General features: G+C 65.9%; 20 protein-coding genes and 1 tRNA gene. 13 read left to right on the top strand and 8 right to left on the bottom strand.

The window, feature by feature from the left end; translation table 11 throughout:
• Positions 1-96 precede the first annotated feature (96 nt).
• A tRNA-Leu gene (locus tag P8X75_02870) sits at positions 97-185 on the bottom strand.
• A gap of 117 nt (positions 186-302) precedes the next feature.
• On the opposite strand from P8X75_02870, the gene P8X75_02865 reads away from it, so the two are divergent.
• Positions 303-1103 carry an SDR family NAD(P)-dependent oxidoreductase gene (locus tag P8X75_02865; protein MEJ1994142.1) on the top strand — a complete coding sequence of 267 codons (801 nt, stop codon included), beginning with the start codon at positions 303-305 and terminating at the stop codon, positions 1101-1103.
• Here P8X75_02865 and P8X75_02860 read toward each other — a convergent pair.
• From P8X75_02860 to P8X75_02850, 3 genes are read right to left on the bottom strand one after another with little or no spacing between them, the layout of a single operon-like run.
• Positions 1100-1756, bottom strand: a complete 657-nt coding sequence (locus P8X75_02860; protein MEJ1994141.1) for an HAD family phosphatase — start codon at positions 1754-1756, stop codon at positions 1100-1102. The two genes, P8X75_02865 and P8X75_02860, sit on opposite strands and share 4 nt — an antisense overlap.
• Positions 1749-2933 carry an acetylornithine deacetylase gene (gene argE / locus P8X75_02855; GenBank protein MEJ1994140.1) on the bottom strand — a complete coding sequence of 395 codons (1185 nt, stop codon included), beginning with the start codon at positions 2931-2933 and terminating at the stop codon, positions 1749-1751. Before argE ends, P8X75_02860 begins: the two co-directional genes overlap by 8 nt.
• Positions 2930-3898: a transcriptional regulator GcvA gene (locus P8X75_02850; protein ID MEJ1994139.1), complete on the bottom strand. Its 969-nt coding sequence runs from the start codon at positions 3896-3898 to the stop codon at positions 2930-2932. The genes argE and P8X75_02850 overlap by 4 nt, the downstream gene beginning before the upstream one ends.
• A 162-nt stretch (positions 3899-4060) precedes the next feature.
• On the opposite strand from P8X75_02850, the gene P8X75_02845 reads away from it, so the two are divergent.
• Positions 4061-4315, top strand: a complete 255-nt coding sequence (locus tag P8X75_02845; protein MEJ1994138.1) for a DUF1127 domain-containing protein — start codon at positions 4061-4063, stop codon at positions 4313-4315.
• Between the two features lie 115 nt (positions 4316-4430).
• Here the strand turns inward: P8X75_02845 and P8X75_02840 are convergent, their stop codons facing one another.
• Positions 4431-5189 (bottom strand): NAD kinase, encoded by a 759-nt coding sequence (locus P8X75_02840; GenBank protein MEJ1994137.1) that lies wholly within the window; start codon positions 5187-5189, stop codon positions 4431-4433.
• A gap of 267 nt (positions 5190-5456) precedes the next feature.
• On the opposite strand from P8X75_02840, the gene rimI reads away from it, so the two are divergent.
• The 3 genes from rimI (at position 5457) to P8X75_02825 (ending at position 8689) form a co-directional block, all read left to right on the top strand.
• Positions 5457-6623 carry a ribosomal protein S18-alanine N-acetyltransferase gene (gene rimI, locus P8X75_02835; GenBank protein MEJ1994136.1) on the top strand — a complete coding sequence of 389 codons (1167 nt, stop codon included), beginning with the start codon at positions 5457-5459 and terminating at the stop codon, positions 6621-6623.
• A 7-nt stretch (positions 6624-6630) separates the two neighbouring features.
• Positions 6631-8091, top strand: coding sequence for a RimK family protein (locus P8X75_02830; protein ID MEJ1994135.1), 1461 nt, complete (start codon positions 6631-6633; stop codon positions 8089-8091).
• An 82-nt stretch (positions 8092-8173) separates the two neighbouring features.
• Entirely contained in the window at positions 8174-8689 is a 516-nt protein-coding gene (locus tag P8X75_02825) for a hypothetical protein (GenBank protein MEJ1994134.1), read from the top strand.
• 41 nt (positions 8690-8730) lie between these two features.
• Here P8X75_02825 and moaA read toward each other — a convergent pair whose 3' ends face one another.
• Positions 8731-9723 (bottom strand): GTP 3',8-cyclase MoaA, encoded by a 993-nt coding sequence (moaA, locus tag P8X75_02820; GenBank protein MEJ1994133.1) that lies wholly within the window; start codon positions 9721-9723, stop codon positions 8731-8733.
• Between the two features lie 229 nt (positions 9724-9952).
• On the opposite strand from moaA, the gene P8X75_02815 reads away from it, so the two are divergent.
• Positions 9953-10267 carry a hypothetical protein gene (locus P8X75_02815; protein ID MEJ1994132.1) on the top strand — a complete coding sequence of 105 codons (315 nt, stop codon included), beginning with the start codon at positions 9953-9955 and terminating at the stop codon, positions 10265-10267.
• A gap of 26 nt (positions 10268-10293) precedes the next feature.
• Here P8X75_02815 and P8X75_02810 read toward each other — a convergent pair whose 3' ends face one another.
• Both P8X75_02810 and P8X75_02805 read right to left on the bottom strand, forming a co-directional pair.
• Positions 10294-11160 (bottom strand): C40 family peptidase, encoded by an 867-nt coding sequence (locus P8X75_02810; protein ID MEJ1994131.1) that lies wholly within the window; start codon positions 11158-11160, stop codon positions 10294-10296.
• A 21-nt stretch (positions 11161-11181) separates the two neighbouring features.
• The gene (locus P8X75_02805) at positions 11182-13233 is read right to left on the bottom strand and encodes a 4Fe-4S dicluster domain-containing protein (GenBank protein ID MEJ1994130.1); all 2052 of its coding nucleotides are present in this window, start codon (positions 13231-13233) and stop codon (positions 11182-11184) included.
• Between the two features lie 186 nt (positions 13234-13419).
• Here P8X75_02805 and fdhD point away from each other — a divergent pair, with 186 nt between their 5' ends.
• The 7 genes from fdhD (at position 13420) to P8X75_02770 (ending at position 19755) form a co-directional block, all read left to right on the top strand.
• Positions 13420-14385, top strand: a complete 966-nt coding sequence (fdhD, locus tag P8X75_02800) for a formate dehydrogenase accessory sulfurtransferase FdhD (GenBank protein MEJ1994129.1) — start codon at positions 13420-13422, stop codon at positions 14383-14385.
• Complete coding sequence (gene mobA, locus P8X75_02795; protein ID MEJ1994128.1) at positions 14382-15008, top strand: molybdenum cofactor guanylyltransferase MobA; 627 nt, start codon at positions 14382-14384, stop codon at positions 15006-15008. The genes fdhD and mobA overlap by 4 nt, the downstream gene beginning before the upstream one ends.
• A gap of 71 nt (positions 15009-15079) precedes the next feature.
• Positions 15080-15418 carry a hypothetical protein gene (locus P8X75_02790; protein ID MEJ1994127.1) on the top strand — a complete coding sequence of 113 codons (339 nt, stop codon included), beginning with the start codon at positions 15080-15082 and terminating at the stop codon, positions 15416-15418.
• Between the two features lie 190 nt (positions 15419-15608).
• Positions 15609-16685 (top strand): spermidine/putrescine ABC transporter substrate-binding protein, encoded by a 1077-nt coding sequence (locus P8X75_02785; protein ID MEJ1994126.1) that lies wholly within the window; start codon positions 15609-15611, stop codon positions 16683-16685.
• A gap of 185 nt (positions 16686-16870) precedes the next feature.
• On the top strand, positions 16871-17782 hold the full coding sequence (locus tag P8X75_02780) for an ABC transporter permease (protein ID MEJ1994125.1): 912 nt from the start codon (positions 16871-16873) through the stop codon (positions 17780-17782).
• Positions 17783-17786: 4 nt separating this feature from the next.
• Positions 17787-18635 carry an ABC transporter permease gene (locus P8X75_02775; GenBank protein ID MEJ1994124.1) on the top strand — a complete coding sequence of 283 codons (849 nt, stop codon included), beginning with the start codon at positions 17787-17789 and terminating at the stop codon, positions 18633-18635.
• A 34-nt stretch (positions 18636-18669) separates the two neighbouring features.
• Positions 18670-19755 carry an ABC transporter ATP-binding protein gene (locus P8X75_02770; protein ID MEJ1994123.1) on the top strand — a complete coding sequence of 362 codons (1086 nt, stop codon included), beginning with the start codon at positions 18670-18672 and terminating at the stop codon, positions 19753-19755.
• Positions 19756-19769 lie beyond the last annotated feature (14 nt).

The following is a 19769-nucleotide window of genomic DNA, read 5'->3' as shown; positions in this document are numbered from 1 at the left end:
GGTGAAACGCAAGTGAGAGCCAGCGAATCCAGCCTCGCCCTAGGCCCCATAGCGTTGGCGGCGAGCGGCGGTCGAGCGGCGGATAGCTGCTAAGTCTGGTGGCCGCGCCCGGACTCGAACCGGGACGCCCCTTTCGGAGCTGCAGATTTTAAGTCTGCTGTGTCTACCAATTCCACCACGCGGCCTGACCCTTTCGGGTGGGGTTTCCCTATAGCGCGTCCGGGGGCGGTTCGTCACCTTTCCTCCTGGCGTCTTCTTTGGCATAGAAGAGTGAGGTTTTCAGAAAACGTCGGGAGCGCGTCATGGGCGAGCGGATGAAGGATCGGGTCTGTCTGGTGATCGGGGCGGGCTCCTCGGGTCCCGGGTGGGGCAACGGCAAGGCGGCGGCGGCGCTCTATGCGCGCGAGGGCGGCAAGGTCTTCTGCGTCGACCTGAAGCCCGAGGCCGCCGAGGAGACGGTCTCCGTCATCCGGGAGGAGGGCGGCGAGGCCCAGGCCCACGCCGCCGACGTCTCCGACCCCAAGGCGGTGGAGGCCCTGGTGGCCGAGTGCCGGGACCGCTACGGGCGCATCGACGTGCTGCACAACAATGTCGGCATCCTGGAGACGCGGCCCATCGCCGAGCTGCCGGTGGAGGCCTGGGACCGGGTCATGGACGTGAACCTCAAGTCCTTCTTCCTGACCTGCAAGGCGGTGCTGCCGGTCATGGAGGCGCAAGGCAAGGGCGCCATCGTCAACATCTCCTCGGTCGCGGCGATCCGCTACACCGGCGTCGACTACATCACCTACTACACCACCAAGGGCGCCATCCTGCCCTTCACGCGGGGCATCGCGCTGGAGTACGCGGCCAGGGGTATCCGCGCCAACTGCGTGCTGCCGGGCCTGATGAACACGCCGATGATCGTCGAGCCGCTGAAGGGCATCTACGGCGAGGGCGATATCGAGAAGATGATCGCCGTGCGCGACGCCCAGTGCCCGACCGGCAAGATGGGCGACGCCTGGGACGTGGCCCATGCCGCGCTCTTCCTCGCCTCGGACGAAGCGAAGTACGTGACCGGCACGGAACTGGTGGTGGATGGCGGCCTGTCGGCCAAGTTCGCCTAGGCCAGCGGCAGGCCCAGCGCCTTCAGGTCGGCGCGCAGCTTGTCCGCGCCGGTGAAGACCAGACCCGTCAGGCCCATGGCCTCGGCCGCCGCCACGTTGCGCGGGCCGTCGTCGATGAAGGCGAGGGCGCCGGCGGGCAGGCCCGAGCGCTCGATCATCAGGCGGTAGATCGCCGGTTCGGGCTTAACCACGCCGACCTCGCCGGAGACGATCCGGGCATCGAACCACTGAAGGAAGTCAAAGCGCTCCAGCGCCACCGGGAAGGTTTCCGCCGACCAGTTGGTGAGCGCGAATACCGGCAGGCCCGCCGCCTTCAGCTCCTTCAGGATCGCAACGGAGCCCTCGATCGCGCCGCCCATGGTCTCTTCCCAGCGGCGGTGGTAGGCCTCGATCTGCGCGCGCCGGTCGGGGTGGCGCGCGCAGGCCTCCTCGATGCCCTCGGCCCAGGGGCGGCCCCGGTCCTGCTCCAGGTTCCAGTCCTTGTGGCAGACCTCGGTCAGGAACCAGGTCATCTCCGCCTCGTCGGCGAAGAGCTTGCGGTAGAGGCGGCGCGGGTTCCACTCGATCAGGACATTGCCCAGGTCGAAGACCACGCCCCGGATGGCGGCGTCAGGCCGTGTGGCGGGGTCAGGCCGGGTGGTGGCGTCAGGCACGAACCCGCTCCAGCAGCCGGTCCAGGAAACGCTCGCAGGCGGCGAGCTGTTCGATCTCCACGAACTCGTCGGGCTTGTGCGCCTGCTCGATGGAGCCGGGCCCGCAGACCACGCAGGAGATGCCGGCCTCGCTGAACAGCCCGGCCTCGGTCCCGAAGGCGACCTTCGCCGTGTCGTTGGCGCCGGTCAGGGACTTGGCCAGCTCGACCACCTCGGCATCCGGCGGCGTGTCGAGGGCGGGGAAGGCGGAGATCTTCTCAAAGGAGAAACCGGTGCCGGGAACGCGGGCCTGCATCTCGGCCTCCATCTCGGCGGCGCGCGCCTTGACCCGCTCGAACAGAACTTCCGGGTCCTCGCCGGGCAGGCTGCGGAACTCGAAGTCGAAGTAGCAGTCGCGCGGCACGATGTTGAGCGCCTGGCCGCCGTGGATGATGCCGGTGTGGACCGTGGTGTGGGGCACGTCGAAGGCGGGATCGAAGGGGCCCTGCCGCGCCTTCTCCTCGGCCAGATCGGCCAGGAAGGAGACCAGCCGCGCGGCCTGCTGCACCGCGTTGACGGCAAAGGGCGCGAGGGAGGAGTGCGCCTCCGAGCCGGTCACCTGACAGCGCTGGGACAGCTTGCCCTTGTGCGCGGTGATGACCTGCATGGAGGTGGGCTCGCCGATGATCGCAAGACGCGGGCGGACCGGCTGGGCCTTCAGGAACTCCAGCAGCGGGCGAACGCCCAGGCAGCCGACCTCCTCGTCATAGGAAAAACAGAGGTGCAGCGGCGTTTGCAGCTCGCGCTCCAGAAAGGCCGGGAGCCTAGCCAGGACCAGGGCGATGAAGCCCTTCATGTCGCTGGTGCCGCGCCCGTAGAGCTTGCCGTCGCGCTCGATGACCTTCCAGGGGTCGCTGGCCCAGTCCTGTCCGTCGATGGGCACCACGTCGGTGTGGCCGGAAAGGGCGATGCCGGGCCGGTCCTTCGGCCCGATGGTGGCGTAGAGGTTCGCCTTGGAGCGTTCCTCGTTGTAGACCAGCTCCGCCTCGACGCCGAGACCGGCCAGATAGCCCTTCACGTCCTCTATCAGCTCCAGGTTGGAGTTGCGGCTCGTGGTGTCGAAGCCGATCAGCCGCTCGACCCAGGCGCGGCCGTCCGCGCTGAGGGTGGAGGACTCTTCAAGGGGTGCGTCGCTCAAGGCTGACTCCTGTTCTCGGGCGGCGGGGTCTGGTCGTTCGGGCTGGCGCCGCTGCCCACCGGGCGGTTGCGGGCTTCCTCCAGGATCCACTCCCGGAAGGCCTTCACCCTGGGCAACTGAAGATTGGCCGGCGGGATCGCCAAGTAATAGGAGTACTGCGAGGCGATTTCCAGATCAAAGGGCTTCACCAGACGGCCGGCGGCAAGGTCCAGCTCGGCGATGGAATAGCGGCAGAGGCCGACCCCCTGTCCCTCCACCGCGGCCTGCACCATCATGGCCGAATCGCTGTAGGCGTAGCCGGAGGAGGGGTCCAGGTCCCTGATCCCGGCGGCGCGCAGCCACATGCGCCAATCCGGCATGCCCGGCACGTTGGGGGCGTCGTCGCTCAAGAGCACATGGTGGCGCAGGTCGGCCGGATGCTTCAGCGGATGACCGCTCTTCTCCACCAGTTGCGGGCTGCACATGGGAAAGCAGACGTCGCCCATCAGGTAGTCGCAGATCAATCCCTGATACTGCCCCTTGCCGTAGCGGATGCCGATGTCGATCCCGTCGCGCGCGAAGTCCACCAAGGTGTCCGAGGTGTGGATCAGGATATCGATGCCCGGATTGCGCTCCCGGAAGCGGGGCAGGCGCGGCATGAGCCATTTGGCGGCCAGGGAGTTCAGCGAGGAGATCCGCAAAGGCCCCTCCTGACTTCGCAAGGTGACGCGGTCGGTCGCCAGGGCGATGGCGTCGAAGGCCTCGCGCAGCGCCGGCAGATAGGCCTGACCCGCATCGGTCAGCAGCAGGGAGCGGTTGCCGCGCTTGAAGAGCTGGAGCCCCAGACGTTCCTCCAGCGCTTTCACCTGGTGGCTGACGGCGGCCTGCGTGACGTTCAACTCCTCCGCCGCCTTGGTGAAGGAGAGGTGGCGCGCGGCGGCCTCGAAGGCGCGCAGTCCGTTCAGGGAGGGCAGGCGTCGGGCCATGTCTTGTCCATAAGAAAAACTAATCCGAATGATGAAATAACATCGTTTGTTCCTTTTGTCATCATCGGCCAAATTCATACCCGTAAGCAGGCTTTAGGCGCCGATCCCGGAAATGGGTCCAGGGGAAGGCGCTTCTAAAGCAAGAGTTAGGAGAATTTAGCCATGACCAGCTTGTACAAGGACGTTTCCGCCAGCCGTTGCGAGGCTGCCAGCCAGAAGACCGCCGGTTTCATCGCCGAGCTGCCGAGCAGCCTTCTGGCCCAGATCAAGAGCGCCTTGGTCCTGCTCACGGTCTGGCAGCAGCGTTACGAGATGCGCCGTCATCTCCGCACCCTGGACGACCGCCTGCTCGCCGATATGGGCATGAGCGAGGTTGCTCGCCGCCTGGAGGTCTCCAAGCCTTTCTGGAGGGAGTGAGCCCACCCGTCTTCCCTGTCCGGGGAGGGTCTCTGACCTCTGGAGAAGCATCCGCCCTCCCCAGGGCCCTTGCGGCGCCGGATTCCCCCCGGCGCCGCTTTCTTTTTCTGAGGCTTTAGGGGAGGAACTGTTCGCGCAGGATGCGCTCTTCCAGATTGTGTTCGGGGTCGAACAGCAGCTCCACGGTCTCCTTGCGGTCCTCATAGATCTCGACCGAGGCGACATCGCGGACCTCTGTGTAGTCCGCCGTCGCGGAGACCGGCCGTTTCTTTGCCTCCAGGATATCGAAGCGCACAGCCGCCTTATGCGGCAGCAGCGCGCCGCGCCAGCGCCGCGGCCTGAAAGCGGAGATCGGCGTCATAGCGAGAAGCGGCGTGCCGATCGGAATGATCGGCCCGTGCGCCGAGAGGTTGTAGGCCGTGCTGCCGGCCGGTGTGGAGAGCAGGATGCCGTCGCAGATCAGGTCGTCCAGGCGCTGCACGCCATCGACAAAGATGCGGATCTTGGCGGCCTGACGGCTTTCGCGCAGCAACGAGACCTCGTTGATCGCGAGCGCGTCCACCGACTGTCCGCCGATCGTGGTGGCGTGCATGCGCAGCGGGTGCAGCTTGACCTGTTCGGCGGTGGCGAGGCGCTCTTCCAGGTTCTCCTCATCGTAGCCGTTCATCAGGAAACCGACCGTGCCGCGGTTCATGCCATAGACGGCCTTGCCGCTGCCCAGATGCTCGTGCGCCGTCTCCAGCATGAAGCCGTCGCCGCCCAGGGCGACGATCACATCCGCGTCCTTGGGTGCAACGCTGCCGTAGCGGTGGCTTAAGCGGACCTTGGCTTCCTGGGCTTCATCGCTGTCGGCGGCGACGATGGCGAACTTCATGGTCTGGACCTGCGCTTCCTGCCTTTTCGGCCCGGACGCGCGTCCAGGCCCTTCGCCGGCGAGTATAGCCGCCGCGGCGGCAAACGCCACCGGCCCTGAACGCGCTTTCTGCACGCGACTGCGCCATGCCGAAATCGCTGGACCTGAAGGTTCAGCCATTCACAATCGGCATGAGACAGGAAAGCGCGCTTCTGCGCATAGTCCTGCCTCTCCGCCCGGCCCTTTTGGCCCGGCAGGGAAACCAACGAGGGAACGCTGGCCGCCGTCATGACCGCCGCCGCCAAGACCAAGAGGAAAGAAGACGCCGCGAGGGAACCTGGCGGGGCGGGTCTTCTGCTGCGCCCGGCGCGCGCGGGCGACATCGACGCTCTCTTGGCGTTGGAGGCCGGAGCTTTCCCCGGCGACCGCCTGTCGCGCCGCTCCTTCCAGCGTCTCCTGAAGCGGGGGCACGCGCTTTTCCGCGTGGCCGAGCAGGACGGCAGGGTGCTGGGCTACGGCCTGGTCCTACTGCGCGGCCGCTCGCTGCTGGCGCGGCTCTATTCCCTTGCCGTCGCCGAAGAGGCGCGGGGACTTGGAATCGCCCGGCTGTTGATCGCCGAGCTGGAGGAGGCCGCGCGCGAGGAGGACCGAGCCTATCTGCGGCTGGAGGTGAGGCGCGACAACGAGGCGGCCCTCGCGCTCTACCGTTCCGCCGGATACCGCGAGTTCGGCATCAAGGCCGACTACTATGAGGATCACGCCGACGCGGTTCTTATGGAAAAGCGTCTGGCCGAGGAGGCTCGGGGCGCCAGTCCGCCGCGCGCGCCTTTCTATGAACAGCGGCTGGAGTTCACCTGCGGGCCCGCCGCCCTGCTGATGGCCATGGCCGCGCTCGACTCCAAGATGAAGCCGAGCCCGACCGAAGAGCTGCGCATCTGGCGCGAGGCGACCCTGATCTTCATGACCTCCGGGCATGGCGGTTGCGGTCCCTACGGCCTGGCGCTGGCGGCCCGGCGGCGCGGGTTCGACGCGGAAATCCTGGTCACCGACCCCGGTCTGCTGTTCCTGCAATCGGTGCGCAGCGAGAGCAAGCGCGAGGCCATGCGGCTCGTGCAGCAGGACTTTCAGCGCGAGGTGAAGGCGGCGCGCATCCCGGTGCGCCACCGCCGTCTCTCGCTGTCCGGCCTGCGCAGCCTGCTGGATGAGGGCGCGGCCCCGCTGCTGCTGGTGAGCAGCTACCGGATCTGGGGCGAGAAGGTGCCCCATTGGGTGCTAGTGACCGGCTACCACGGCGACACTTTTTTCCTGCACGATCCCTTCGTCGACCGGAAGGAACGGCGCGGGCGCCTTGAATCCGCGAACATGCCTGTCACCGCGGCGGAGCTGGACCGCATGGCGCGTTATGGCGCCGAGCGCCTCTCCAGCGCCGTGGTGCTTCGCAAGAAGGAGACCTGAAGACCCCATGCCCAGTCATCTGATCGTCGTCGAGCAGGAAGCCGACAAGGAATGGGCCCAGGCGACGGGCAATGCGGTCACCATGCGCGAGTACGTGACCGATCCCAGCCGCTACAACCAGCGCAACCAGCGCGTCGTCAATCTGTCCGGCGATCTGGGTTACATGGACTTGGGCTACTACGTCTCCCTCTTGGCCGAGGCGCGCGGACAGAAGGTGGTCCCGACCGTGGCGACGATCCTGGGGCTTTCGCGCAAGACGCTCTACAGCGTGGAGCTGCCCGACATGAACGCAGCGCTGCGGGAGTGCATCGAGAAGCTGCCGCAAGCCCCACGCAGCGATTTCTCCCTGGTGATCTCCTTCGGAGAGCCGCTGGACGGGCGGTTCAGATCCTTTGCCCGCGCGCTCTTCGACCGCTTCCGCTGTCCGCTGCTGCGGGTGACGGCGGTCAAGGAAGAGCGCTGGCGCATCTCCCATCTCCAGCCGCTCTCGGTGGGGGCGCTGAGCCCGGAGGAGTTCGACTTCTTCACAGGTAGCCTGGAGCGGCACACCCGGGCCGAGTGGCGCCAGCCCAAGGCCCGCCAGCAGCCGCGCTACACCCTGGCGATCCTGCAGAACCCGAACGAGGCGCTGCCGCCGTCTTCGGCGGCGACCCTGAAACGCTTCCAGCAGGTCGGCCCGTCCCACGGCGTCGCCGTCGAGCTGATCGAGCGCAGCGACTATCTGCGTCTGGCCGAGTACGACGCGCTTTTCATCCGCGAAACCACGGGGATCGACAACCACACCTTCCGCTTCGCCCGCAAGGCCGCGCACGAAGGCATCCCGGTGATCGACGATCCCGAATCGATCCTGCGCTGCACCAACAAGGTCTATCTGGCCGAGTTGCTTCAATCGCACAAACTCTCGGCCCCGCGCACCATCATCGTGGACCGGGCCCAGGTGCTGCGGGTGGAGGAGGAGATCGGCTACCCCGCGGTCCTCAAGATCCCCGATGGCTCCTTCTCGCGCGGCGTCTTCAAGGTGGAGGACCGCGCCCAGCTGCAAGAGGTGACCCGCAAGCTCTTCAAGCGCTCCGCCGTGATCCTGGCGCAGGAGTTCATGTACACGGAGTACGACTGGCGGGTCGGCGTCTTGGGCCGCAAGCCGATCTTCGTCTCCCAGTACTTCATGAGCCGCAAGCACTGGCAGATCGTGCATCACCACAAGGACGGCCGGGTGGAGGAGGGCGGCTTCAAGACCTGGGCGGTCGGGGAAGCGCCGCCCGAGGTCGTTGAGCTCGGCCTGAAGGCCGCCAACCTGATCGGCGACGGGCTCTACGGGGTGGACATCAAGCATAGCAAGACATGCGTCCATGTCATCGAGATCAACGACAACCCCAACCTCGACAATGGCGTCGATGACGCCGTCCTGAAGGATGCCCTCTACGAGATGATTCTCGAGGACTTCGTGCGGCGCATCGAAAAGCGCTGATCAGAGCGGGCTTTGCCGGGGCGTCCGGCTGGGGCAGACTGCCCCACGCAACAGCTCTTGACCCCAACCGGAGATGCCCGCCGTGACCCGCACCTCGCTCTCAGCGCTTCTGGCCGCCGCCTTCCTGCTGATCCTCTCCAGTCCGGAGGCACGCGCCGACCATCGCTATCAAGGGTACTACTATCCCGAGGTGACGGTGCAGGAGAACTACGAGCCGCGCGCCCAGAGGCTGCCCCAGGCCTCCCGCCAGCTCCGCATTGCCTTCGTGACGGGCATCAGCGCCGATCAGGGCAAGAAGGCCTATCCCGCCCAGGTCGTGGCCTTCACCAAGGGCGGGGAGGACGACAGCCTGATCTTCACGGCGCTCTACGACGGGCAGATGGAGACGGCTTACCGGACCCGAGCCTTCTTTGCGCAACTGACCGCGGTCGCGCGTCTGCTGCCGGCCTTTCAGAACCAGCCGGCGCTGGAGCAGGACTACACCTTCTTCGACCTCGCCTACATGATGGGCTTCACCTCCATCACGGCCACGGACGGCAAGAGCTTCACCTACCGGGTCGTGTTGGACCCGGCCGGCGAGCATTCAGAACAGCAGTAGGGATTGCGCAAGGGACTGCGCAAGGGACTGGGCGGGCGCGCTTAGCCGCCGGTCACGCTCATGTGGCGGGCGACGGCGGGCTGCTGATTGCGGCGGTCGATGACGAAGTCATGGCCCTTGGGCTTGCGGGCGATGGCCGCACGGATGCTGTCCTCGAGCAGGCTGTCGTCGTCGCTGGCCCGCAAGGGCTCGCGCAGGTCCGCGTCGTCGTCCTGACCGAGGCACATGTAGAGCATGCCGGTGCAGGTGACCCGCACGCGGTTGCAGCTTTCGCAGAAGTTATGGGTCAGCGGCGTGATGAAACCGATTCGCCCGCCGGTCTCCTTGACCCGGACGTAGCGGGCCGGGCCGCCGGTCTTGTAGTCGATCTCCTCCAGCGTCCACTTCTCCGAGAGTTGGGCGCGGACTTGGGAGAGCGGCAGGTACTGGTCGACCCGTTCCTCGCCGCCGATGTCGCCCATCGGCATGACCTCGATGAAGGTCAGATCGAAGCCCTGATCGCCGCACCACTGGACCATATGATCGAACTCGTCGTCGTTCACGCCCTTGAGCGCGACGGCGTTCAGTTTGACCTGGAGCCCGGCCTTCTTGGCGGCTTCCAGCCCCTCCATAACCTTGTCGTACTTGCCCCAACGGGTGATGGCGACGAACTTGTCGGCATTGAGCGTGTCGAGGGAGACGTTCACCCGGCGCACGCCGCAGTCATAGAGCTCCTCAGCGAAGCGCGAGAGCTGGCTGCCGTTGGTGGTCAGGGTCAATTCGTCGAGAGCGCCGCTCTCCAGGTGGCGGCCCAGACGGCGGAACAGCCACATGATGTTCCGGCGCACCAGCGGCTCGCCGCCGGTCATGCGCAGCTTGCGGACGCCAAGGTTCACGAAGGTGGTGCAGAGGCGGTCCAGCTCCTCAAGGCTGAGGATCTCCTTCTTGGGCAGGAAGGTCATGTCTTCGGCCATGCAGTAGACGCAGCGGAAGTCGCAGCGGTCCGTCACGGAAACCCGCAGATACTCAATGCTGCGGCCGAAGGGGTCGATCATGCTGGTCATTCGAATCCTCTGGTGTTCCTCGGTCGTGCGTTGCCAGGCGGCTCGTTTGCCTCGGGGCCGCCTTTCATAGGTGGGACGCAGGATAGCCTCAGACAACCGCTGCTTCACCCCCAAAAATTCTGCGGAATTATCCGCCTGTTCCGGCGCCAGCCCATATTCCAGGCTCCAAAGAGGATGAGGGCCTTGGCAGCGCACGCTGGCTCGCCTAGCTTTGATCGTCATGAGCGGGACGGCTGGCACCTCATTTCTGGACGGCAAGGGCGCGCGCCTGGTGGCGCTGGGCGTCCTGATCGCCGTCGGCGCCCTGTTGCTGCGCATCCATTGGGCGGATTTCTTCCCGCCGCCTCAAGCGGAACTCTCCAAGGACGACCCGGTCGCCATCTGCATGGCAGAGCGGGCGGCGGGCATCGACAAGATGCTGGCCGACGGCGTGATCGACGAGAACCAAGCGCGGCAGTTCAAGGGCCGTGCCGAGGCTCTCTGTCAGGCTCAGGAGGGTGGCGGCAGCGGTCCGCCGCCCCTGCCTACGAACTAGCTGCCCACGAACTAGCTGCCCACCAACTAGGGTTTCAAGCTGACCGGAGGGCGGCGCACCACCGTGATGCCCTCTCCGCTTTCCGCGCGGGCGCGCTCGTCGATGTCCTCAAGAGGTTCCACGACCACGGCCAGGTGATGGCCCGTGGCGTGAACCACGCGGTTCTGGTCCAGCGCGATGGCGACGTGGCCTTTCCAGAAGATGATGTCCCCCCGCTTGGGCAGGATATCGGCCGACAGCTTCTCGCCCAGCAAGCCGCTCTTGGCCTGCATGTCGCTGTCGCGCGGCGCTTCGATGCCGGCGCGCTGCAGCACGACCTGGACGAGGCCCGAACAGTCCAGGCCCAGGCTGGAGCGTCCGCCCCAGACATAAGGGACGCCGATGAAGAGGAGGGCGCTGTTGACGTAGTCGGTCTGGTGCTGCCGCTTGGTGCAGAGGTGCTTGGCGAAGACCCAGCCGTGGGGCGTCTGCAGGTAGCCGTCCTTGGCGTCCAGAACCTCGAGCGTGCTTTCCATGTGCAGGAACTGGCGGATCGCGTACTTCAGCCCCGGGCCGGAAAAAAGGGGTGTGCGCGGCACCGCGACCACGTGACTGCTGGTCCAGCTGGCGCCGGTCAGCCGGTCCGCCTCGCAATAGCCGACGTAGCCGTCGCGTTCGCTCTGCACCCAGGCCCAGCCGTCCTGTTCCTCGAAGAGCCGCATGCGCTCGCCGAAGATGGCTTCAGCTTCTTGCTCGGAGTCGGGATTGGGCGCCCGGCGCAGCGGCGCGCGGTCGGCGCAAACCTGACGGAACTGCGGTTCGACGAAACGGGTTGCCTCGACCTGTCCCTTCAAGGCGGCGTCGGCCAGATCGTCGCGGTAGGCGTGCAAGCGGCGGTCCAGCGTCGCGGCCATGAACGGGCTCCCTCCCAGGTCCTACTCCTCGTCGTCGAGGATACCGCTGTTGCGTTCGCGAAGGTAGTCGTCAGTCGTGCGCGTGACCGGGCGTTGCCCGGAGGCCATGGGGTTCTCGCCCGAGAACTGCTCGTTGACGCGGCAGTCCTCGCACATCTTGATCTTGTCGGCGGCAGCGCCGCCCATGAACATCCAGTGCTTGTCGGCCAGCTTGTCCAGGATCGTCTCGATGGACTGCGCGACCGCGAAGGGCTTGCCGCAGCGGATGCAGTTGAAGGGCTCGGCCTCGTTCAGCACGCGCACCTCGCGCGCCTGCTCGGTGAAATTGAGACGCGGTTCGAGAGAGATCACGCTCTCCGGACAGGTGTTCTTGCAGAGACCGCACTGCACGCAGGCGTCCTCCCTGAACCCCAGGAAGGGGCGGTCCGGGTCGTCCTGCAGCGCGCCGGTCGGGCAGGCCCCGACACAGGCGAGGCACATGGTGCAGCCTTCCGTGTCGACCTTCACCGTGCCGAAGGGCGCGCCTTTGGGAAGCGGCAGAATGTCGAGGGCGCGCGGCGCTTCCTTGTGCAGATGGGCAAGCGCCAGGTTGGTGCGGCTGCGCTTGCCGCCCATGGGCAGGAAACCGCCGGGCTTGGCGGTGCCGCCGCGCGGCAGGCCGGCGAGCAGGGTAGAGAGGGCTTCGGGATCCCGCTCTTCGATCAGGGCGATACGGGCGTGGCCGTCGTCCTCGTTGTAGCCCAGGCCCTCCATGATCGTCTCGGCGAGACCCATCTGGCCCGCCAGGCCGTCGAGCTCGCCCTTCTTCTCCGGCCCGGCCAGGATGGCGACGCGGTCCGCGCCGAAGCCGAAGGCGCTGGAAAAGAAGTCGATGCCGACCTCCGTCACCTCATTGACGGCGAGCGGGAGGACGCGGGCAGGCAGGCCCGCCCCGAAGCGCGAGGCGAGCGAGAGCAGCTCTGCGCCATGGCGCTCGTCGTAAAGCAGGACCACAGCCTGCTTGCCGCCGGCCTTGTGGTAGGCGTTCAGGAGCGTGCGCAGTTTCATGAAGAGCGAGTCGCCCGCGGGCAGCTGGTAGGTGACGGCGCCGGTCGGGCAGACCGAGGCGCAGACGCCGCAGCCCGCGCAGAGATGCGGATCGATCTCCACGGTGTCGCCGAGCGAGCGGATCGCGCTGGCCGGGCAGCCGTCGAGACAGCGCGTGCAGCCGACCTTCCGGCTCCGGCCATGCGCGCAGATCGAGGAGTCGTAGCTGACGTAACGGGGCTTTTCGAACTCACCGACCAGATCGGCGATCTCCATGACCGCCTTCATCACCTCAGCCGGATTGCCGGGGTCGGGACGGAAGTAGCCGTCGCGCCGCTCATGACCGGTGAAAAGCGGGTCGCCGCCGGTCAGGTCCAGGATCAGGTCGCACTCGCTGTAGACGTTGTTGCGCGCCTGCCCGAAGCTGAGCGCGGCCCTGGCCGAGGGCTCGGCGGCGGCGTGGCCGTCCAGGTTCAGCGCGAAGCCGCCCAGGTGGCCCTTGGCTTGGGTGATGCGGCCCTTGAAGATCGGCACCTCGACCCGGCGCGGCGGGATTACCTCTTCCTCGCCGGTCAGAACCACCGTGACCTCCAGCCGGTCGGCAAGCTGCGCTGCCGCCTCCAGAGCATCCTGACCCTTGCCGTAGATCAGGCAGACGCCTTCGGACTCAAAGGTGATCGTGGGCGTGGGCTTAAGATCGGCGGCGGCGGCGGCGCTGAGCGCGGCGATCTTGGCGTCCGCCTTGCCGCCCTCCTCGGACCAGCCGGCCAGTTCGCGAATGTTGAAGAACCCCAGTTCGCCTTCGTAGCCCATCTCATCGGCCAGTTCGGCGAAGAGCGGCGATTCCTGCGTGCAGGCCACCAGCACCTTCTGGTTGGCTGAAAGGGCGCTCTGGAAGTTCTGGACCTGGCTGCGGCAAAGCTGGCTGGCCAGGGTCAGCTCCCCTTCGGCGCCGGCGGCCGCGCAGGCCTTGGCAATCTTCTTGCCGTCCAGCGGCATGCTGTGTTCGCAGTTGCAGAGAAGGACTTCCTTGCCCTCGATCTTCATGGTGCCGTTCTCTCCCGGGGAGGCCGTGGGGCGGCCCCCTTTTTGTTTGGTATTACCAATTCGGGCGCTGTTTATACGCCTCCCGCGTTTTCGATACGACCATAATTTTTCTGGCGGAAATAGGCGGCCGGCCCCAAGGACCAGCCAGCGCTTGCCGCGCCGGGCGGGAGTGCGCATATTTCAGCCATGTCGCACAGCAAGCCAGAAGCCTCCGCCCACGCCGCCTCGGACGCCAAGAGCAGCCTGCGCAAGGGCACCGCGAAGGCGGCCAGCGCGGCCGATCTCGCCGAGTTCCTGCTGCGTCCGGACCCTGAAGACCCGGCGCTAACCGAGACGGTGTCGGGCATCGATCAGGACGGAAACGCGGTGGATACCCGCGTCGTGGTGGAGCGGCCCTTGACCCTCTACCTCAACCGGCAGGAGATCGTCACCATGATGACGATCGGCGACCATCCGGACTATCTGGCGGTCGGCTACCTGTTGAACCAGAACATGCTGCGTCCCGACGACGTCATCACCGGCATCGATCACGACGACGACCTGGAAGTCGTGGTGGTGCGCACCGAGCGCGAGACCGACTACGAAGAAAAGCTCCAGAAGAAGGTCCGGACCTCCGGCTGCGCCCAGGGCACGGTCTTCGGTGACCTGATGGAAAAGTTCGACGAGGTCCGGCTGGACCCGGACGCGCGCATCAAGACCTCCTGGCTGGCTGAGCTGTCGCGCAAGATCAACGGCGCGCCCAGCCTCTATCTGGAGGCCGGGGCGATTCATGGCTGCGTGCTCTGTCAGGAGGACCGCCCGCTGATCTACATGGAGGACGTCGGGCGCCACAACGCGGTCGACAAGATCGCGGGTTACATGCTGATGAACGGGCTCTCGGCGGACCAGAAGATTTTCTACACCACCGGACGTTTGACCTCCGAGATGGTCATCAAGACGGTGCAGATGGGCATCCCGATCCTGGTCTCGCGCTCGGGCTTCACGGCCTGGGGCGTGGAGTTGGCGCGGCAGGCGGGCCTTACCCTGATCGGCCGGGCCAAGGGCAAACGCTTCGTCGCGCTGTCCGGTCAGGAGCGCATCGTTTTCGACGGCGCGGCCTTCGATGAGGAGGACGAGCGCCACGCCCGCAAGGGGAGCCGGCGGGAGTCATGACCGGCGGCGTCTGCGGCGTGATCATGGCCGGCGGTCTTTCGCGCCGCATGGGCGGCGGCGATAAGTGCCTGCGCGACCTGGGCGGCAAGCCGATCCTTCAGCACATCGTCGAAAGACTGCGCCCGCAGGTCGATGCCCTGGTGCTGAACGCCAACGGGGATCCGGACCGCTTTTCCGCCTTCGGCCTGCCGGTCGCCGCGGACAGCGTGGAGGGGTTCGCCGGGCCGCTCGCGGGTGTCCTGAGCGGCCTGGACTGGGCGGCGGAGAACGCGCCGCATTGCGACTGGCTGCTTTCGGCGCCGGGCGACGCCCCCTTCCTGCCCGAGGATCTGGCCGGAAGGTTGATGGCGGCGGTCCGGGAATCCGGGGCCGATATGGCCTGCGCCAGCAGCCTTGGCCGGAGCCATCCGGTGGTGGGCCTCTGGCCGGTTGCGCTGCGCTCTGAGTTGCGCTCGGCCATGGTCGAAGAGGAGATCCGCAAGGTCGACCGCTGGACGGCGCGCTACGACCTCGTCGAGGTGGCCTTTGAGGAAGTGGCGACGGCGGCGGGGCCGCTCGATCCTTTCTTCAACACGAATCGGCCGGAAGACCTGGAGGCGGCGGCGCGTTACCTCCGGGCGTGACGCTCTTTACCGGGTCAGGGGCTTGGGGCTAGCATTCCGGCACCATGCGGCTTCCGATACGAGCACTCCTTTTGGCAGGATTCTTTGCAGCAGCGCCCGCGCTGGCGGACGGCGATCCGCAGGCGGGGCGGCGTCTGGCGGAGGAGCACTGCTCACGCTGTCATGTGATCGGCGACTACAACCGCTATGGCGGCCTCAACTCCACGCCGTCCTTCGACGGGTTGCTGCGCATGACGGACTGGCGGGAGCGCTTCGAGACCTTCTTCGTCAGGCGGCCCCACCAGGTCTTCGTGCGCATGCCGGGGATCGAATCGCCAAGTCTCGCCCCGTCCCACGTGACGCCCTTCGATTTCGACGAGAAGAAGCTGGAAGACCTTTTGAGCTACGTCGAGGAAATGAAGAAGGGGTGACCGGCGGACACAGCTTTAATTCTGGACAATTGACAGTTCGCTGCGCTGCGGCAAGATTGTCGGCAGACCCAAGCGTAAGTAAACGGGCTGCCGCTCAGCCGGGATCAAGGACGCTCGACGTTCCCCGGAAGCCGAAAGGGAGCAGCCAAGAGCCTCATGGCACTTTGAACAGGGAAAAGGAAAAGACATCATGACGAAATTCCATCGCAAGCCGTGGTCGCGCCGCTCGTTCCTGGCGGGAACCGGCGCTGCCGCCGCGGGCCTGACCATCCTTCCCAAGAAGGGTTGGAGCGCCGAGGAAGCCGCTCTGAACTTCTATAACTGGGACACCTACATCGGCGAGAACACGCTCTCCGACTTCACCTCGGCGACGGGCATCGAGGTCACCTATGACCTCTTCGCCGACAACGACGAGCTCTTCGCCAAGCTGAAGGGCGGCAATCCGGGCTACGATCTGATCGTGCCGACCAACGACTACGCCGAGCAGATGATCCTGGCCGAGATGCTGGTGCCGCTGGATCACTCCATGATCCCGAACAAGAAGAACCTCAGCCCCTCCTTCCAGGACGCCGACTTCGACCCGGGCCGCAAGTACACCATGCCCTACATGTGGGGCACCATGGGTCTGGGCTACCGCAAGTCCCGCGTGGACGGGGTTCCCAGCAGCTGGAAGACCGTCTTCGATAGCGACCAGTACTCCGGGCGCATCGCCTGGCTGTCCGAGGCCGGTTCCATGATCGGCATGGCGCTGAAGTATCTGGGCTATTCCTTCAACTCCAAGGACCCCGCTCAGATCGCCGAGGCCGAAGCCCTGCTGATCGCGCAGAAGGGTCACGTCAAGACCATCGCCGAGGACAACGGGCAGGACCTGCTGCTGTCCGGCGAGGTCGACCTGACGGTGGAGTGGAACGGCGACATTCTCCAGGTCATGGAGGAAGACGACGACATCGGTTATGTCGTGCCGTCCGAGGGCTCCCTGCTGTGGCAGGACACGCTGGCGGTCCCCAAGGGCGCGCCGCACCCCGAGAACGCGCACAAGATGATCAACTTCATCCTGGACGCCGAGGTCGGGCGCGACATCGCGGAGTTCATCTACTACGCCACCGCCAACGGCGCGGCCCGCGAGATCTGCTCCGAGGACTATCGCAACAATCCTGCGATCTTCCCCTCGGACGAGACCATCGCCAACTGCGAGAGCGCGCTTTACCTCGGTGAGGAGCGCAAGCGCGTGATCGACGAGGCCTGGACCCGCATCAACGCGGCCTAAGGCTTAGACGGAAAGGCGGCCCGGCGGGCTGGCTCCTTTATTGGAGAAGCCCGCCGGGCCCTTCCCGCAAAGGGCTGCCGGCGGCGCACGGGCGGCCCTTTACGGGAGGAACCTTCATCTTCCAGCGCCTGCTTGCCGGAACCGGCGGGAGAGGGCGTCTGCGCCAAGGAAAGGGATCGGGGTAGATGGAAAACTGGCGGCGACACCCTCTGGTCTTCTGGGTGACAAGCCTGCCGCCGACCTTCTGGTTGGTGGCTTTCTTCCTCGTACCGCTGGCGATGGTCTGGGTCTTTTCCTTCTCGGAAAAGCAGGGGATCATCGACCTTGAGCTGACCTGGACCTTCGACAACTACGCACGCGCGGTCGAGTGGATCTATCTTGAGATCCTGCTCAAGTCCTTCTGGATGGCGGGGCTCACCACGCTCTTCTGCTTCATCCTGGGGTTCCCGGTGGCCTTTGCGATTTCCTTCGCGCCGGCCAAGTGGAAACCGGTGCTTCTGCTGCTGGTCATCCTGCCTTTCTGGACCAACCTTCTGATCCGCACCTATGCGCTGATCGCGGTGCTGCGCAGCCGGGGCTACGTCAACTTCACGCTGGAGTGGTTCTACGACCGCATCTACTGGGTGGTGGACGGGATCGGCCTGGGCCATCTGATGAATCCGCGCTTCACCTATCTGGAGTTGCTCTACAACAACACCGCCGTGCTGTTCGGCATGACCTACGTCTTCCTGCCCTTCATGATCCTGCCGCTCTATGCGGCGCTGGAGCGCATGGACCGCAGCTACATCGAGGCGAGCCTGGACCTTGGGGCCTCCCAGGTCAGGACCTTCCGCACGGTCATCATCCCGCTCAGCAAGGCGGGCATCCTCTCGGGCATCATCATCACCTTCATCCCGGCGCTGGGATCCTTCCTGCAGCCGGACCTGCTGGGCGGGCCCGACAGCCAGCTGATCGGCAACGTGATCGAGCGGCAGTTCAAGAGCGCCAACGACTGGCCCTTCGGCGCGGCGCTCTCCTTCATCTTGATGTACCTGACCTTCGGCGCGCTGGCGCTGCGCGCGGTCATGGAACGCAAGAACTCCCGGATGGAGGGCTGAGGCGATGTTCGGCAAGGCTAAGAAGATTTCCATCGGGCCGCTCGAATACTCCAAGCGCCTCTGGCTGCGCCTCTCGGTCTTCGCCGTGATGGTGTTCCTCTACGCGCCGATCATCACGCTGATCGTCTATTCCTTCAACGACAGCCGCCGCAACATCGTCTGGCGCGGTTTCACCTTGGACTACTACGTGAAGGCCCTGAACAACGAGGACCTGCTGCTCGCCTTCGGGAACTCCATCACCATCGCCTTCTTCAACACGATTTTCGCAACCGTCCTGGGGGCCATGGTGGCCGTCCTCCTCTGGCGTTTCCGCTTCCCCTTCAAGGCCGGATACGAGGGCGCGATGGCGCTGCCCATCGTGATCCCGGAGATCTGCATGGGCGTCGCCATGATGGCCTTCTTCACGCAGGTCGGCTGGCCGACGTCCTGGGGCTGGCCGCTGAAACTCTCGCCGATCATCATCGCGCACGTGTCCTTCTCCTTCCCCTTCGTGGCCATGATCGTCCGGGCGCGGCTGGTGAACTTCAACCGCGAGCTGGAGGAATCCGCGAAGGACCTGGGGGCGACCGAATGGCAGGCCATGCGGGACATCATCGTTCCCTTCATGAAACCGGGTTTGATCGCGGGCGCGCTCATGGCCTTCACGCTGTCGCTCGACGACTTCGTGATCACCTTCTTCACCTCGGGTCCGGAGACCGTGACCTTCCCGGTCAAGGTCTACTCGATGGTGCGCTTCTCGGTGACGCCGGAGGTGAACGCCGCCTCGACCGTGCTGATCGCGATCACCGTCGTGGTGACCACGCTCGCCATGTACATCCAGACCAAGAGCAAGAGCAGCCTGACCGGCGATTGACCGCGGGCGGGCGCCAGCAGGAAAGCAGGGCACCATGGAAGACAGGAAGACCATCATCTCGATCGAAAAGGTGACCAAGCGCTTCGGCTCGGTGGTCGCGGTCGACGAGGTTTCGATCGACATCAAGGAGGGCGAGTTCTTCGCCCTGCTGGGCCCCTCGGGCTGCGGCAAGACCACGCTGCTGCGCATGCTGGCAGGCTTTGAGATACCGACCACCGGCGTGGTCCGGATCGACGGTCAGGACATGTCCAACGTTCAGCCCAACCGCCGCCCGGTCAACATGGTCTTCCAGTCCTACGCGGTCTTTCCGCACATGTCGGTGGCCGACAACGTGGCCTACGGGCTCAAGGTCGTGGGGGACACCAACGACGTCGATAAGCGGGTCGAAGAAGCGCTGGACCTGGTCAAGCTCGGCGGCTACGGCAAGCGGATGCCCGATCAGCTCTCCGGCGGCCAGCGTCAGCGTGTGGCGCTGGCGCGCGCTCTTGTGAAGCGCCCGCGCGTGCTGCTGCTGGACGAACCGCTTTCCGCTCTGGACGCCAAGCTGCGCGAGGCCATGCAGCTGGAGCTGGTGCGCCTTCAGGAGACGGTCGGCATCACCTTCGTGATCGTGACCCACGACCAGTCCGAGGCGCTTTCCATGGCCAACCGCATCGCCGTGATGGAGAGCGGGCTGGTCCGGCAGATGGCCGGGCCGGAGGAACTCTACGAATATCCCAATTGCCGCTTCGTGGCCGACTTCATCGGGAAGACCAACCTCTTCGAGGGGCAGGTGGTCTCGTCCAGCGGCAACCGCACGGAGCTCTCCGTGAAGGAACTGGGCCGCCTGGAGGTGCCGGGCGACGCCGAGGGCGGCGCCACGGCCTGGGTCGCCGTCAGGCCCGAGAAGGTCAAGGTCTCCAGCGAACAGCCGTCGGATGACAAGGTGGCCTTTCAGGGCGACATCACCGAGTTGGCCTACTACGGGGAGACCTCCTCGGTCTTCATCGAGGCGCCGGACGGACACCGCATCATGGCCAATGTGCAGAACGACCGCCGGTCGCTCGACAGCCTGTTCCGCGTCGGCCAGCGGGTCTGGTGTTACTGGTCGCCGGAAGATACCTTGCTGCTGACGGACTGATTCGCGCCACCGCC

Source organism: Limibacillus sp. (assembly GCA_037379885.1).
Taxonomy (GTDB): domain Bacteria; phylum Pseudomonadota; class Alphaproteobacteria; order Kiloniellales; family CECT-8803; genus JARRJC01.
The sequence above is the reverse complement of the archived record's forward strand: the minus strand, read 5'-3'. Positions and strand labels throughout refer to the sequence as shown.

What these genes read in the sequence shown, in the direction of transcription:
- P8X75_02865 (MEJ1994142.1), top strand. Translation starts at nt 303, where the DNA reads ATGGGCGAGCGGATGAAGGATCGGGTCTGTCTGGTGATCGGGGCGGGC.
- P8X75_02850 (MEJ1994139.1), bottom strand. Translation starts at nt 3,898, where the DNA reads ATGGCCCGACGCCTGCCCTCCCTGAACGGACTGCGCGCCTTCGAGGCC.
- P8X75_02845 (MEJ1994138.1), top strand. Translation starts at nt 4,061, where the DNA reads ATGACCAGCTTGTACAAGGACGTTTCCGCCAGCCGTTGCGAGGCTGCC.
- P8X75_02840 (MEJ1994137.1), bottom strand. Translation starts at nt 5,189, where the DNA reads ATGAAGTTCGCCATCGTCGCCGCCGACAGCGATGAAGCCCAGGAAGCC.
- rimI (MEJ1994136.1), top strand. Translation starts at nt 5,457, where the DNA reads ATGACCGCCGCCGCCAAGACCAAGAGGAAAGAAGACGCCGCGAGGGAA.
- P8X75_02830 (MEJ1994135.1), top strand. Translation starts at nt 6,631, where the DNA reads ATGCCCAGTCATCTGATCGTCGTCGAGCAGGAAGCCGACAAGGAATGG.
- moaA (MEJ1994133.1), bottom strand. Translation starts at nt 9,723, where the DNA reads ATGATCGACCCCTTCGGCCGCAGCATTGAGTATCTGCGGGTTTCCGTG.
- P8X75_02815 (MEJ1994132.1), top strand. Translation starts at nt 9,953, where the DNA reads ATGAGCGGGACGGCTGGCACCTCATTTCTGGACGGCAAGGGCGCGCGC.
- P8X75_02810 (MEJ1994131.1), bottom strand. Translation starts at nt 11,160, where the DNA reads ATGGCCGCGACGCTGGACCGCCGCTTGCACGCCTACCGCGACGATCTG.
- P8X75_02805 (MEJ1994130.1), bottom strand. Translation starts at nt 13,233, where the DNA reads ATGAAGATCGAGGGCAAGGAAGTCCTTCTCTGCAACTGCGAACACAGC.
- fdhD (MEJ1994129.1), top strand. Translation starts at nt 13,420, where the DNA reads ATGTCGCACAGCAAGCCAGAAGCCTCCGCCCACGCCGCCTCGGACGCC.
- mobA (MEJ1994128.1), top strand. Translation starts at nt 14,382, where the DNA reads ATGACCGGCGGCGTCTGCGGCGTGATCATGGCCGGCGGTCTTTCGCGC.
- P8X75_02785 (MEJ1994126.1), top strand. Translation starts at nt 15,609, where the DNA reads ATGACGAAATTCCATCGCAAGCCGTGGTCGCGCCGCTCGTTCCTGGCG.
- P8X75_02780 (MEJ1994125.1), top strand. Translation starts at nt 16,871, where the DNA reads ATGGAAAACTGGCGGCGACACCCTCTGGTCTTCTGGGTGACAAGCCTG.
- P8X75_02775 (MEJ1994124.1), top strand. Translation starts at nt 17,787, where the DNA reads ATGTTCGGCAAGGCTAAGAAGATTTCCATCGGGCCGCTCGAATACTCC.
- P8X75_02770 (MEJ1994123.1), top strand. Translation starts at nt 18,670, where the DNA reads ATGGAAGACAGGAAGACCATCATCTCGATCGAAAAGGTGACCAAGCGC.